The sequence below is a fragment of the Caldicellulosiruptor acetigenus genome (genome assembly GCF_026914305.1).
Taxonomy (GTDB): Bacteria; Bacillota; Thermoanaerobacteria; order Caldicellulosiruptorales; family Caldicellulosiruptoraceae; genus Caldicellulosiruptor; species Caldicellulosiruptor acetigenus.
The window spans coordinates 1,293,543-1,307,351 of sequence record NZ_CP113866.1; the positions used below are offsets into that span (position 1 = coordinate 1,293,543).

14 protein-coding genes are annotated in these 13,809 nt (G+C 35.7%); all 14 read left to right on the forward strand.

Features of this window, described 5'->3' with window-relative positions; genetic code table 11:
* Nucleotide 1: 1 nt before the first annotated feature.
* The 14 genes from OTK01_RS06410 to purF all read left to right on the forward strand — a co-directional run bounded on the left by OTK01_RS06410 (nucleotide 2) and on the right by purF (nucleotide 13,806).
* Complete coding sequence (locus tag OTK01_RS06410) at nucleotides 2-595, forward strand: hypothetical protein (RefSeq protein WP_029227673.1); 594 nt, start codon at nucleotides 2-4, stop codon at nucleotides 593-595.
* A gap of 63 nt (nucleotides 596-658) precedes the next feature.
* Complete coding sequence (locus OTK01_RS06415; RefSeq protein ID WP_029227672.1) at nucleotides 659-1,303, forward strand: single-stranded DNA-binding protein; 645 nt, start codon at nucleotides 659-661, stop codon at nucleotides 1,301-1,303.
* Between the two features lie 72 nt (nucleotides 1,304-1,375).
* Nucleotides 1,376-1,915, forward strand: coding sequence for a CDP-diacylglycerol--glycerol-3-phosphate 3-phosphatidyltransferase (pgsA, locus tag OTK01_RS06420; RefSeq protein ID WP_013432725.1), 540 nt, complete (start codon nucleotides 1,376-1,378; stop codon nucleotides 1,913-1,915).
* A gap of 45 nt (nucleotides 1,916-1,960) precedes the next feature.
* A complete protein-coding gene (locus OTK01_RS06425) occupies nucleotides 1,961-2,320 on the forward strand; it encodes a phage holin family protein (protein ID WP_013403174.1) in 360 nt (119 codons plus the stop codon).
* Between the two features lie 27 nt (nucleotides 2,321-2,347).
* A complete protein-coding gene (locus OTK01_RS06430; RefSeq protein WP_029227671.1) occupies nucleotides 2,348-3,325 on the forward strand; it encodes an AIR synthase family protein in 978 nt (325 codons plus the stop codon).
* Between the two features lie 18 nt (nucleotides 3,326-3,343).
* Entirely contained in the window at nucleotides 3,344-4,015 is a 672-nt protein-coding gene (locus OTK01_RS06435; RefSeq protein WP_029227670.1) for a response regulator transcription factor, read from the forward strand.
* 24 nt (nucleotides 4,016-4,039) lie between these two features.
* The gene (locus OTK01_RS06440; protein WP_013403177.1) at nucleotides 4,040-5,443 is read left to right on the forward strand and encodes a sensor histidine kinase; all 1,404 of its coding nucleotides are present in this window, start codon (nucleotides 4,040-4,042) and stop codon (nucleotides 5,441-5,443) included.
* Between the two features lie 91 nt (nucleotides 5,444-5,534).
* Nucleotides 5,535-6,764, forward strand: coding sequence for a S1C family serine protease (locus tag OTK01_RS06445; RefSeq protein ID WP_029227669.1), 1,230 nt, complete (start codon nucleotides 5,535-5,537; stop codon nucleotides 6,762-6,764).
* 218 nt (nucleotides 6,765-6,982) lie between these two features.
* Complete coding sequence (locus tag OTK01_RS06450; RefSeq protein ID WP_029227668.1) at nucleotides 6,983-8,371, forward strand: NCS2 family permease; 1,389 nt, start codon at nucleotides 6,983-6,985, stop codon at nucleotides 8,369-8,371.
* A 122-nt stretch (nucleotides 8,372-8,493) separates the two neighbouring features.
* Nucleotides 8,494-9,213, forward strand: coding sequence for a phosphoribosylaminoimidazolesuccinocarboxamide synthase (gene purC / locus OTK01_RS06455; protein ID WP_029671845.1), 720 nt, complete (start codon nucleotides 8,494-8,496; stop codon nucleotides 9,211-9,213).
* A 37-nt stretch (nucleotides 9,214-9,250) separates the two neighbouring features.
* On the forward strand, nucleotides 9,251-9,499 hold the full coding sequence (purS, locus tag OTK01_RS06460; protein WP_029227666.1) for a phosphoribosylformylglycinamidine synthase subunit PurS: 249 nt from the start codon (nucleotides 9,251-9,253) through the stop codon (nucleotides 9,497-9,499).
* Nucleotides 9,500-9,502: 3 nt separating this feature from the next.
* Nucleotides 9,503-10,201 (forward strand): phosphoribosylformylglycinamidine synthase subunit PurQ, encoded by a 699-nt coding sequence (gene purQ, locus OTK01_RS06465; RefSeq protein ID WP_014042296.1) that lies wholly within the window; start codon nucleotides 9,503-9,505, stop codon nucleotides 10,199-10,201.
* 6 nt (nucleotides 10,202-10,207) lie between these two features.
* Nucleotides 10,208-12,400, forward strand: a complete 2,193-nt coding sequence (gene purL / locus OTK01_RS06470) for a phosphoribosylformylglycinamidine synthase subunit PurL (protein ID WP_029227665.1) — start codon at nucleotides 10,208-10,210, stop codon at nucleotides 12,398-12,400.
* On the forward strand, nucleotides 12,382-13,806 hold the full coding sequence (purF, locus tag OTK01_RS06475) for an amidophosphoribosyltransferase (protein ID WP_029227664.1): 1,425 nt from the start codon (nucleotides 12,382-12,384) through the stop codon (nucleotides 13,804-13,806). The genes purL and purF overlap by 19 nt, the downstream gene beginning before the upstream one ends.
* The last annotated feature ends 3 nt before the right edge of the window (nucleotides 13,807-13,809 follow it).

Sequence of the window (13,809 nt, forward strand, 5' to 3'; positions counted from 1 at the left end):
AATGGTAAAAATAGGCGTATTGTATAAAAACCCATCGTACAAAGAGATGTTTAAAAGCGACTTTGTTGATTTTGTAAAAAAAAAGGGTAAAAAAATATTAGAGATAGATTTAGCGAATGAAAAAAATAATGATAAAAAAATTACAGGTTTGCTTACAGATTTTAGTCTTCCCTTCGATTATATCATTTTTTATTTAGATTGTCCACAAAATGTTATTAGATATTGTGAACTGGTTGTTGTACTTCAGAACGAGATTTTTGGTGAGTGGGAAGGCATTTTTGATAAACACCAGAAAATTTTAATCTTTATGGATAACAGCTTACCTATGGTATTAAAAAATGCTTCTTGTAAGGTTGTTGACATAGGTTTTTCGTCCCAAAACACCATAAATATAACTCATCTTGATTATGGCAATGACAACAAGGTAAGTCTGAGCTTATTTTTCCAGAGAGCTGTTGAGACCATTGATGGCAATATTATTGCCGAGAAAGAAATAAAAGAAAAAGAAAATCTACAAAAAGAGGAAGAGGGGATATCTGTCTGTGTGATTTCTGCCACTTTAAAAAGTCTGTGTGGTTTGAATTTGAATGTCTAAAAATTTACTTTGTTGAATAGTATAAAAATAGGCTAATAAAGTACGAAAGGATGAGTGTGTGCCATGTCTCAAAATCCTTTGGATAACAACAGAGTTTACTTATGTGGAAAGGTTGTTACTCCACTTAATTTTAGTCATGAGAGTTTTGGTGAAAAATTTTTTACATTTAAGCTTGAAGTTCCCCGACTTTCTCAGCAAAAGGATATTTTAATTGTAACAGTTTCTGATAGACTTTTAATCAATGTAAATCTTGAAGAGGGAAGCTTGGCAGAAGTATTAGGACAGTTCAGGTCATACAATAATCCTTCAAATGTAGGTAACAGACTTATCTTAACAGTATTTGCAAGGGACATTAAAAATGTTGAGAGCATTGACCCTTCGAAGAATATCAATGAGATATTCTTAAATGGATATGTGTGCAAAAAACCTCAGTACCGTACCACGCCTTTAGGAAGAGAAATAACAGACATTTTGCTTGCTGTAAATAGACTTTATGGAAAGTCAGATTATATTCCCTGTATTGCTTGGGGGAGAAATGCACGTTTTGCCAGCACATTCCAAATAGGTGATAACATAAAAATATGGGGAAGAGTGCAAAGTAGAGATTATCAAAAGAAATTGGAAGATGGTAGAGTAGAGATAAGAACTGCTTACGAGGTCTCTATATTTAAGCTTGAAAGAGTAGAAAAGAGTGAGAATGTAAGCTAAAGATGTGATATAGATATTATCTTTAAAATATGATAAAATCATAAAAAGTGACAAAAGAAAAAAGAGGTGTAGTTGTTGAATCTTCCAAATATTCTCACAATTTTAAGATTTATATTGGTACCAGTATTTGCTGCAATATTTCTTTCTCATCTGAAGTACAATTATCTGATAGCGCTAAGTATATTTTTATTATCAGGACTCACTGATGTTTTGGATGGTTTTATTGCACGAAGATACAATATGGTTACACAATTTGGAAAGCTATTTGACCCGCTTGCAGACAAGTTGATGATACTTACTGTCTTGTGGTGCCTTGTTTTAAAGGAATATATACCTTCATGGGTTTTTTATATTGTCCTTGCAAAAGAGATTTTTATGATAGTAGGTTCAGCTCTCTTATATGGGAAGATAAAAATAGTGGTTTCTGCTAATATCTATGGCAAGCTTTCTACTTTTTTGTTTTACATAGCCATTGTCTCGTTAATCTTGAGATGGCAGATATCCTTTCTTACACTCATATTGGCTCTAATTTTTGCTATTTTTGCACTTGTGATGTATGTATCAAAATATGTAAATGAATATAAAAGACTCAAAAGCACCTCCCGTGAATAACTGCATTATAAGTTGGTTAACCTACAAATAGGAGGTGCTTTTGTTATGAGTGAAAAAACTGAAAAAAGGTATGCAAGCTGGCTTGGTATAATTGTGAGATTTGTTGTTGCTTCTTTTATGATGCTTTTGATGCAGCTCATCTACCCTAACTTTGTATTCAGCAATTGGATGATAGGAATAGCTTTAATTGTAGCAATATCTGTGATAACATATATAATTGAGAGAATAACAACACTTTATAGAACCCCTATAGGAAGAGGAATAATTGCTTTTTTGGTAACTTTTGCTATTTTGTATTTTGGTAATATGTCAGTACCAGGTATTAAAGTACCCATTATAGCTAACTTGATTACCTCTTTTGTTGTAGGGATGTTTGATATATTTTTGCCAGATAGAGTATTTTAAATTGAAGAGGCAAAGGGGGTCTTCTTTTTGGATATAGGGAAGGTACCCGTAGAGATACTGCAGAAGCATGTCTTTAGCAACTTAAGGACCAATAAAAATATCTTATTGCTTCCTAATATTGGAGAAGATTGTGCTGCTGTGGATATCGAAGGAGAAATAGCTGTTCTTACCACCGACCCAATTACAGCAGGCGACAGTATGAGTGGTTTTTTGTCGGTGGTTGTTGCCTGTAACGATTTGGCGGCAGCTGGAGCACAGCCACTTGGGGTACTTACTACTGTGCTTCTTCCTCCCGGAAGTGATGAGGATGAATTTGCAAATATATTGAGTCAAATAAGATATGCTTGCGATAAATTAAATGTGATTCTTTTGGGCGGACATAGCGAAGTGACAACTGCAGTTACAAGACCATTGATTGTTTCAACTGGTTTTGGAAAGGTAAAAAAAGAGCTTCTTATCTCTACAGGGGGAGCAAAACCGGGTGATAAAATTGTTATCACAAAAACAATAGGTTTAGAAGGTACTTTTATTTTATATAACAAATATAAAGAAAAACTGAAAGATATATTAAATAGCCACGAAGAAAAAGAAATAGAAAGCTTTGTAGAAAAATTAAGTGTTGTAAAGGAAGGGATGATAGCAAGAGAATATGCCTCCAGTATGCATGATATTACAGAAGGCGGACTTTTTGGAGCTATATATGAGGTGTGCAGAGCATCAAGTAAAGGTGCAGTAATATATGAAAATATGATAAATCTCAGTAGTGCAGTTCAGAAAGTGTGCGCTTTTTTTAATTTAAATCCATATAAGCTTATCTCAAGTGGAAGTATGTTAATTACAACAAGTAAGGCAGATGAACTTGTAACAAAGCTTTTAGAAAGTGACATTGAATGCTGCATAGTTGGAGAAATTGTGGAAAAACCAAGTATAGAATTTGTTTCTAAAAGCGGAGAAAAAACTTATATAAATGATTTACCAATAGATGAAATATATAAAGTCGTGTAGAGGAGAGGTAGGGATAGGATGAAAATCCTTGTCATTGATGATGATGTAAAGATATGTGAGGTAATAAAGCTCTACTTAGAAAAAGAAGGGTTTGAAGTGGTGGTTACTCACAATGGTATGGATGGAATTGCTATGTTCAAAAATGAAATGCCCGACCTTGTAATACTGGACATTATGCTGCCCAAAAAGGATGGATATGAAGTCTGTAGAGAACTCAGAAAGATTAGTAACATTCCAATTATAATGCTCACTGCAAAGGGCGAGACATTTGATAAGGTACTTGGATTGGAGTTGGGAGCAGATGACTACATTGTAAAACCGTTTGATCCAAAAGAACTAATTGCACGAATAAAAGCGGTGCTGCGAAGAACACAGGGTGAAGTCAATGATGAAAAGGTTGTTGTATATCCAAATCTGACAGTAAATCTCACTACATATGAGGTGAAACTTGAAGATAAAGTAATAGATATGCCGCCGAAAGAGATAGAGCTTTTGTATTTCTTAGCATCACATCCCAACAAAGTGTTCACAAGAGAGCAGCTTCTTGACCATATATGGGGTTACAACTTTGTTGGAGACACTCGAACAGTTGATGTACACATCAAGAGAATAAGAGAAAAGATTGAAAAGGACAAATATCCTTGGAAGATAAAGACTGTATGGGGTGTGGGTTATAAGTTTGAAATTTAGGCTTTGTTGAGGAAGTGAAAAGAATTGAAATCTATATATTTTAAATTTGTGGTGACATATACAATCATAATTGCAGTTGGATTTTTAATTTTTGGGACAGTGCTCAATAACCTGACAGAAAACTATTTTGTATCTCAAAAACAGACTCAGCTTGTTCGTGAAGCTGAAAAGATAGCAACTGGACTTGCTCTTTGGTATATAACAGGGTTTTTGGAACAGGATAGACTTAGGTTCGAGATTAGATTTTTACGAGATTATCTGAATGCTTCAATCCTATTGATAAACAAAAATGCAAATGTAATATTAAACTCGGATGAACAGGTGTATATAGATGATTTAAATCTAAGAAAGATAAGAGACAAGGTCTTTGAAGGCGAGATTGCTGTAAAAAAGCTTCTTATAGGGGATATGATAAAAAGAGAATATCTTGTGATAGGGTATCCAGTAGTGATAAATAACCATGTTGTGTCAGGGCTACTTCTTATCACCTCAACTGATGAAATAAGGCAGACGTTAAAGATGTACAACAGGATAATTTGGCTTATTACATTGTTCGAAGTTTTAGTTGTTTTGATAATAACATATGCACTGACTCAAAGGATTATCACTCCCATTAAAAAGCTTGCACAGGCTTCAAGAAAGATAGCTGAAGGTGATTTTTCACAAAAAATTCCTATTCCAAACAATAGTGATGACGAGATTAGCGAGCTTATCTCATCTTTTAATTATATGACCGAAAAATTAGAAAACTTGGAGATGATGCGAAAAAGTTTTATCTCGAATGTGTCACATGAGCTCAGGTCTCCTCTTACCTCTATAAGAGGATTTGTGGAAGGTATATTGGATAAGACCATTCCAGATGACAAAAGAGATTTTTATCTGACCCTTGTAAAAGAGGAAGTCATAAAGCTTAACAATTTGATTAATCAACTTTTAGAATTGTCAAGACTTGAGTGGGGGAAAATAAATCTTAATTTAAGCGAATTTAAGATTTATTCTGTGATTGCGGAGGAGCTAATTAAGTTTGAAAAGCGGATAGAAGAAAAAGAAATAGATGTAACTCTGCAAGTGGACGAAGAACTTGTTGTCAAGGCAGATAGGGATTTGATAAGCAGGGTTGTTCACAATCTTCTTGACAATGCTATAAAGTATAACAAGGTTGGCGGGAAGATTTATATATATTCTGAAGTAGTAAATGGTAAAGCTTATATAACAATACAGGATACAGGCGTGGGTATTCCTGAAAAGTTACAAAAGCTTATCTGGGAAAGGTTTTATAAGGTTGATGAGTCAAGAAGCCTTGAAAATGGGGTTGGGTTAGGGCTTTCAATTGTAAAAGAGATTATAAAGCTTCATAAACAGAACATCTGGGTTGAAAGTGAGGAAGGTGTTGGCTCAAAGTTTACATTTACGCTTGATTTAAAATAATTTTTATTATTTGTTAACAATTCGTTAATAATTTTTTCAAAAACAAGGGGTAGAATTATAAGTGAAAAAACAAAGTGAGAGGTGAACAAAGATGACAGATAAATTTGATTTTGAAACTCCAAACTATCAGCCATCTTACAGCCCTATTAACTTTGAAATTCCCAAAACAATAAGAAAGAAAAAATCAGTAAAAGAGTATATAGTTGCAGGGCTTATAGGAGGTCTCATAGGCGCATTACTAATCTCAATATTCTTTATGGCATATTTTGGTGTAAACTTTAATAATTTCAAAAATGATATTAACTCTACGTTGAATAGTTTCAACTTGAATAATTCCACCACCACAGAACCTATTACAAAAACAGTTGTACTCAATTCTGGTAACAGTTCTTTTGTGACAGATGTGGCACAAAAGGTTGGTCCAGCTGTTGTGGGAATTAAAAACAAAGGAACAGCTTATAACTGGTGGACAGATGAAGAACAGGAAATTACAATTGGTGAGGGGTCTGGAGTTATAATTAGTAAAGATGGTTATGTTGTTACCAATAACCATGTGGTTTCAGGTGCGAAATCTGTTACAGTAATTCTATCTGGCGAAAAGGAAGTGCCGGCTACAATTGTTGGGACTGATGCTTTGAGTGACATAGCGCTTTTGAAAATTGACCCGAAATATGTGAAGGCTGTTGCTCCACTTGGAGACTCATCAAAAGTAAAAGTTGGAGAGTTTGTTGTTGCAATAGGAAATCCTCTTGGGCAAGAGTTTGCTGGAACAGTTACATTTGGTGTTGTGAGTGCGGTCAATAGAAAGCTTGATATGGGAAATGGTATTCAGATTCCGCTGATTCAAACTGATGCCGCGATAAACCCAGGTAACAGTGGAGGAGCACTTGTAAATAGCAGTGGTGAAGTTATTGGTATCAACACAGCAAAGATTTCTCAAACAGGTGTTGAAGGAATGGGCTTTGCTATTCCAATAAACTATGTAAAACCGATTATAAATGATTTGATGAAATATAAAAAGGTTTTAAGACCGACCATAGGTATATCTGTTATGGAGTACTATGACAGGTCTGGTAACGTTATGGGGATGTATATTTCAAGGATTTATCCAGGTACAGGTGCAGCAAAAGCAGGTTTAAAAGAAGGGGATATAATTTTGCAGATAGATGGGAAGAAAGTTACAACATTTTCAGATATTCAGTCAATACTTTCAAATCATAAGATTGGCGATGTAATAACCATAAGAGTGTTGCGAGATGGACAAACAAAGGATTTTAAGGTAACCTTAGGTACTCCTATTGATACAACTACTAACGATTAAAGAATTTAAAAAGATTTAAAAGGCAGGTTATACCTTTTAAAGGAAAGGTGTGACCTGTTTTTTTGTATATTATCATTCCGAATATTATTTAAGTACATTTTAATTTTGTTCACAATTAATTATTGACATAAAGGCTTTTGCTTTGATAATATGTACTTGTAGATACCAAACATTCGGATGTTATATTTAAAAAATGTTCGAAGAAAGGTGGTATATTTGTGTTAGAGAATATTTTTAAGCTCAAAGAAAGAAAAACTGATGTAAAGACAGAGGTATTAGCAGGTTTTACTACATTTATCACAATGGCGTACATAATCTTTGTCAATCCCTCTATTCTTAGCACAACGGGGCTTGACAAGCATGCTGTATTTTTTGCAACATGTATTGGTGCAGCAGTAGGAACGCTTATAATGGCACTCTATGCTAATCTTCCATTTGCTCTTGCACCTGGGATGGGGCTTAACGCTTTCTTTACCTACACTGTATGCCTTCAAATGAAATATACTCCACAGCAGGCATTAGCAGCAGTGTTTATATCAGGTATTATATTTGTTATCATCACGGCAGTTGGCCTCAGACAAGCTATAGTTCGTTCTATACCTCAATCTTTAAAACATGCCATGACAGCAGGTATTGGACTTTTTATAGCTTTTATAGGATTTATAAACAGTGGAATAGTAGTAATAGATCCCGGTTCCAAACTTCCAAAGTTCTGCGATTTTACATCTGCTTTTAAGTCTTTGACAAATGACCCGAATATAAACTCAGCAATAATATCTTCACGTGGTGCGATTGTTGCTCTTATAGGACTTTTAATTATCGGTATTTTGATTGCAAAAAGAGTAAAAGGCGCAATTATTATTGGAATAATTATAGCCACAGTAATAAGCTTTCCTTTGAAAATTGTGGATTTGTCGAAATTTAAATTTTCGCTGGAGTCATTTAAAGTCTCTGCCTTCAACTTTGACTTTGCAGGTTTGTTTGCGGCACATGGCCAAGGAGGCGGCATAGGTGCGGTTCTTCTTAGTCTTTTTGCGGTGATATTGACATTTACTCTCATAGATATGTTTGATAGCATCGGGACATTTGTAGGTCTTGCTGATAAGGCTGGGATGCTTGATGAAAAAGGAGATATTCCAAATATGGACAGGGCATTGATGTCTGATGCTGTTGCTACAGTTGTCGGTAGCATATTTGGTACATCTACTGTCACAACCTACATTGAAAGTGCTGCCGGTATAGAAGAAGGTGGAAGAACAGGTCTTACATCCTTGGTCACAGGTATTTTATTTATCCTTGCATTGGTTATTGCACCGTTTATAGGGCTTGTGCCATCCCAGGCAACTGCTCCAGCTTTGATTGCTGTTGGTGTCATGATGATAAGCTCTATAAAAAAGATTGACTTTAACGATTTTGAAGAAGCTCTTCCGGCATTTTTGACAATTGTAATTATGCCGTTTACTTACAGTATTGCAAATGGTATTTCAGCAGGTATTATATTCTACGTTCTGGTTAAACTCTTAAGAGGAAAAGCAAAAGAGATTCATCCAGTAACATACATTCTTGCTATACTCTTTATTTTGAGATTTATGGTTATTGCACACTAAAAGAAAAGGGGAGCATACAGATTGCTCCCCTTTAAAAATCCAGGTATTGCATAAATATACATTGCTATTTTTCAAAGAAGGCTTTAACATTTACACTAATTGATAATTGGGAGGCCTTTAAAATGAGTTATGTTATTACAAAGCTTTTATATGAAGGCAAAGCAAAAAAGGTTTATGAAACTGACAATCCGGATGTTGTTGTGATTGAATACAAAGATGATGCAACAGCTTTCGACGGTACAAAAAGAGGTATAATTAATAATAAAGGAGTTGTTAACAACTTAGTATCAAACCATTTCTTCAAAATATTAGAGTCCAACAAAATTCCCACACATTTTATTGAACAGATTGATGAGAGAAAGACAGCTGTTAAAAGGGTGCAGATAATTCCAGTTGAGGTTATCGTGAGAAATATAGCTGCAGGTTCATTGTCCAAAAGACTTGGACTTGAAGAAGGAGCGATTTTGAAAAGACCCATCTTAGAATTTTGTTACAAGAACGATGCCCTTCACGACCCTCAGGTAAATCAATACCATATCTTAGCTTTGGAACTTGCAACCGAAGAGGAAATTAGGAAGATTGAAGAGTATTCTTTTAAAATTAACGATGTGCTCAGAAATTATCTAAAACAAGTTAACATTGACCTTATCGACTTCAAACTTGAATTTGGCAGGTACAAGGGAGAGGTAATCTTGGCTGATGAGATTTCTCCAGACACCTGCAGGTTCTGGGATACTACAACTAAGGAAAAGCTTGATAAGGACAGATTTAGAAGAGACCTTGGAAACGTGGAAGAGGCATATATGGAAATATTAAGAAGACTTGGCTTGGATAAAAAGTAAACAAGTTCAAAATACTTACTTGAAAGGAGAAATAGGAATGCTCAAGGCAGAAATCTTTGTATATTTAAAAAAATCAATTTCAGACCCACCAGGCATTGCTGTGTTAAATTCTTTAAAGAGCCTGGGATTTAATAATGTAGAAAAAGTCAGAATGGGAAAATATATTGTGGTATATCTAAATGAGAATGATATAGAAAAAGCAGAAGAACAAGTAAAACTTATGTGTGAAAAGCTCTTATGCAACCCTGTCATGGAAGAATACAAGTTTAACATTTCGGAGGAGTAAGAGATGAAGTTTGGTGTTGTAGTATTTCCAGGTTCTAACTGTGACAGTGATTGTTTTCATGTTATTAAAGATGTAATAAATGAAGATGTCGAGTATATTTGGCACGACAGTGATGAAAAATTAACGGGGTTTGATTGTATAATCTTGCCTGGCGGATTTTCGTACGGGGATTATTTGAGAGCTGGAGCAATAGCAAGGTTTTCAAGAGTGATGCCAAGAATAGAAGAATTTGCACAAAACGGAGGACTTGTGATAGGTATATGCAATGGGTTTCAGATTCTCACAGAGAGTCATCTTTTGCCAGGTGCGCTGATAAGAAACAAAAATCTTAAGTTTATTTGCAGTGACCAGTACGTAAAGGTAGTGAATACAAATACTCCTTTTACTAATCTCTACAAAGAAGGAGAGGTAATAAACCTGCCTATTGCCCATGGTGAGGGTAACTATGTTGTGGATGATGAAACATTAAAACAAATGATTCAAAATCAGCAGATTGTGCTGCAGTATTGTGACAAATATGGCAACGTCAATGATGAAACAAATCCCAATGGTTCTATTCTAAATATAGCAGGTATATGTAACAAGGAAAAAAATGTTTTTGGACTGATGCCTCATCCTGAAAGAAGCAGCGAGAAAATCCTTGGTTGTGAAGATGGTAAAAGAGTATTTTTAAGCATTGTCAATTATTTAAAGTCGAGGTGAGAGGTTTTGAAAAAACATCTTTACGAAGAAGTAGGCCTGACATACGATGAGTATAAAATGATTGTGGAAATTCTGGGTAGAGAACCAAATGAGCTTGAGCTTAATCTTTTTGGGGTTATGTGGTCTGAGCATTGTGGATATAAAAACTCAAAAGCATTTTTGAAAAATCTTCCTACGAAAGGTGAACATATACTTCAAGGTCCAGGAGAAAACGCAGGGATTGTTGACATTGGTGATGGATATGCAGTGTGTTTTAAAGTAGAGAGTCACAATCACCCATCAGCAGTAGAACCATACGAAGGTGCAGCAACAGGAGTTGGCGGGATAATACGAGATATATTTACAATGGGAGCAAGACCAATAGCTCTTTTGGATTCGCTCAAGTTTGGCAGTCTCAATGATAGTAGAACAAAATACTTGTTTGAAGGTGTTGTAGCTGGTATTGCAGGATATGGCAACTGTGTAGGTATTCCCACTGTAGGTGGTGAGACCACGTTTGACCCTGTTTACAAGAACAATATCTTGGTCAATGTCATGTGTGTAGGCATTATGAAGAAAGATAAAATATTTAGAGGAGTTGCACAGGGAGTAGGCAACTCTGTATTTTACGTTGGTCATACAACAGGCAGAGATGGAATGGGTGGTGCTACATTTGCTTCAACAGACCTTACAGCTGAGTCAGAGGAGAAAAGGTCCGCTGTGCAGGTTGGAGATCCATTTATGGAAAAGCTCCTTTTAGAAGCATGTTTAGAGCTTTTTCAAACAGATGCAGTGGTTGGTATTCAGGACATGGGTGCAGCAGGGCTTACTTCTTCGACGTGTGAAACAGCTGCAAGAGCAGGAACAGGCATCGAGATAGATGTAGCACTTGTTCCAAAAAGAGAAGAAGGTATGAACCCAATTGAGGTTATGCTTTCAGAGTCACAGGAGAGAATGCTTGTCATTGTTAAAAAAGAAAGAGAAGAAGAAGTATATAAAATATTTGAAAAATGGGGACTTCATGCAGTAAAGATAGGAAGAGTAACAGATGATGGCATGCTCAGGGTTCTTGAAAATGGCAAGACTTTAGCAGAGGTTCCTGCAAAGGCACTTGCTCATGCGCCAGCATATGTCAGAGAAATAAAAGAGCCAGTCATAATAAAAGAGGCTGAAAAGTTTGATATATATTCAATTCCCCAGCCAAATAATTTAAACGAGGTTATTTACAAGATGATTTCAAATCCTAACCTTGCAAGCAAAGAATACATCTATCGCCAGTATGACCATATGGTCAGAACAGATACTGTTATAAGGCCTGGTCATGATGCAAGTCTTTTGAGAATAAAAGGGACAAAGAAAGGAATTGCCGTCACAATAGATAGTAACGGCAGATACTGTTATTTGAATCCGTACGAAGGAGTTCAGCTTGTATTGGCAGAAAGTTATAGAAATATAGTGGCTGTTGGAGCAAAACCACTTGCAATTACAGATGGACTTAACTTTGGAAATCCGCACTATCCGGAAATTTATTACCAGTTTGTTAAGACAATTGAAGGAATGAAAGTGGCATGTGAGTATTTCGAAACTCCTGTAACTGGTGGAAATGTATCATTCTATAACCAGTCAGAAGAAGGGCCTATTTACCCTACACCTGTAATTGGAATGATTGGCGTTATTGATGATATTGAAAAAGCTGTTAATATTTTCTTTAAAAATGAAGGTGACTTAATTGCGGTCATTGGAAAAACCTCAGATGATATTGGAGCAAGCGAATATTTAAGTTTTTATCATGGAATAGTTTCTGGTAGGGTGCCAAAACTCGATTTGAAACTTCACAAAAAAGTATGTGACAAGGTCTTACAATGTATAAACAAAGGACTTTTCAGCTCTGTTCATGATATTTCGGATGGAGGTTTTGCAATTGCGCTTATAGAGAGCGCAATAAGAGGTTCAAAAGGTGCCGAGCTACAAATCAAAACAGAGCTAAGAGAAGATTTTTATCTTTTCAGTGAGACACCGGGAAGATTTGTGGTTACGTTTAAAGAAGAAAATTTAAGAAAAATACAGGATATATTAGATGACATTGAGTTTACTGTAGTAGGAAGAGTAACAGATGAGTATATAATAAATGGTAAAATAAATGATAAAGATATTCATTTGGACTTAAAAGAGGTGGAGAGAATATATCAGGAGGCAATACCATGTGCTTTAAAGAGTTAGAAGAGAATTTTAAAGACCATTGTGGGATATTTGGCATATATTGCCCGGATGGTAAGCTGGACGTTGCAAAGATTACCTATTTTGGACTTTATGCTCTTCAACACAGAGGCCAGGAAAGCAGCGGTATTGCTGTAAACGACGCGGGGAATATCATTTATCATAAAGACAATGGTCTTGTCAATGAAGTTTTCAACGAGGTTGTGCTCAATCATCTTAAAGGATATTCAGCAATTGGTCATGTAAGGTATTCTACTACAGGCAAGAGTGACAGGGAAAACGCTCAGCCTCTTGTCATAAAATACAGAAAAGGTCATATGGCTCTTGCCCACAATGGCAATCTTGTCAATGCACATATAATAAGAGAGAAACTTGAACAGGAAGGAGCAATCTTTCAGACAACTATTGATTCTGAAGTTATTGCAAGTTTGATTTCTCGCAACAGAATAAAATCCGAAAATATCGAAGAAGCCATTTTAAAAACTATGAATGAAATAAAAGGGGCATATTCTCTCCTGATTTTAACACCCAACAAACTTATTGCGGTAAGAGACCCTTATGGTCTAAGACCACTGGTAATGGGAAAGATAAACAATAGTATTTGTTTTGCGTCAGAAACATGTGCTCTGGACACTATTGGAGCAGAATATATCCGAGATGTCGAACCAGGGGAGATAATTTCGGTAAGTAGAAATGGTATTAGGAGTATAAAATATGAAAATGGTACTAAACACTTATGTGTATTTGAATTTATCTACTTTGCAAGGGCTGATTCATACTTGGAAGGAATAAGCGTTTATGAAATAAGAAAAAGGCTTGGGAAACAACTTTGCAAAGAGTCTTATGTGGACTGTGACATTGTAATTGGTGTGCCAGATTCTGGGACAACTGCTGCTATTGGTTTTGCCGAAGAAGCTAGCATTCCATTTTCAGAAGGTTTTATAAAAAATAGATATATAGGAAGAACATTTATAAAACCCGAGCAGACCCAAAGAGAAATAGCTGTGAAAATAAAGCTCAATGTTTTAAAAAGCAATGTGGCGGGCAAAAGAGTAGTTTTAATTGATGATTCTATCGTAAGGGGAACAACATCGCGAAAGATTATAAAAATGCTGCGGGATGCAGGGGCATCAGAGGTCCATCTCAGGATAAGCTCGCCCCCAGTTGTTTTTCCTTGTTACTACGGTATTGATACACCTGACAGGAAAGAACTAATTGCAGCAAACTACTCAACTGAGGAGATTGCAAGGATTTTAGGCGCTGACTCATTAGAGTACCTGAGCTTAAATGGGCTGAATGAGGTCTTTGAGGGGAGAATCCATCAGTTTTGTACAGCATGTTTTAGCGGGGAGTATGTAACCGAGATACCAGAGAATTTTAATAAATATATTCTTGAAGAGGGTGTTTGAAGA

Coding starts and splice junctions, on each gene's coding strand:
- OTK01_RS06410 (WP_029227673.1), top strand. CDS start 2: ATGGTAAAAATAGGCGTATTGTATAAAAACCCATCGTACAAAGAGATG.
- OTK01_RS06415 (WP_029227672.1), top strand. CDS start 659: ATGTCTCAAAATCCTTTGGATAACAACAGAGTTTACTTATGTGGAAAG.
- OTK01_RS06425 (WP_013403174.1), top strand. CDS start 1,961: ATGAGTGAAAAAACTGAAAAAAGGTATGCAAGCTGGCTTGGTATAATT.
- OTK01_RS06435 (WP_029227670.1), top strand. CDS start 3,344: ATGAAAATCCTTGTCATTGATGATGATGTAAAGATATGTGAGGTAATA.
- purF (WP_029227664.1), top strand. CDS start 12,382: ATGTGCTTTAAAGAGTTAGAAGAGAATTTTAAAGACCATTGTGGGATA.
- OTK01_RS06445 (WP_029227669.1), top strand. CDS start 5,535: ATGACAGATAAATTTGATTTTGAAACTCCAAACTATCAGCCATCTTAC.
- purC (WP_029671845.1), top strand. CDS start 8,494: ATGAGTTATGTTATTACAAAGCTTTTATATGAAGGCAAAGCAAAAAAG.
- purS (WP_029227666.1), top strand. CDS start 9,251: ATGCTCAAGGCAGAAATCTTTGTATATTTAAAAAAATCAATTTCAGAC.
- purQ (WP_014042296.1), top strand. CDS start 9,503: ATGAAGTTTGGTGTTGTAGTATTTCCAGGTTCTAACTGTGACAGTGAT.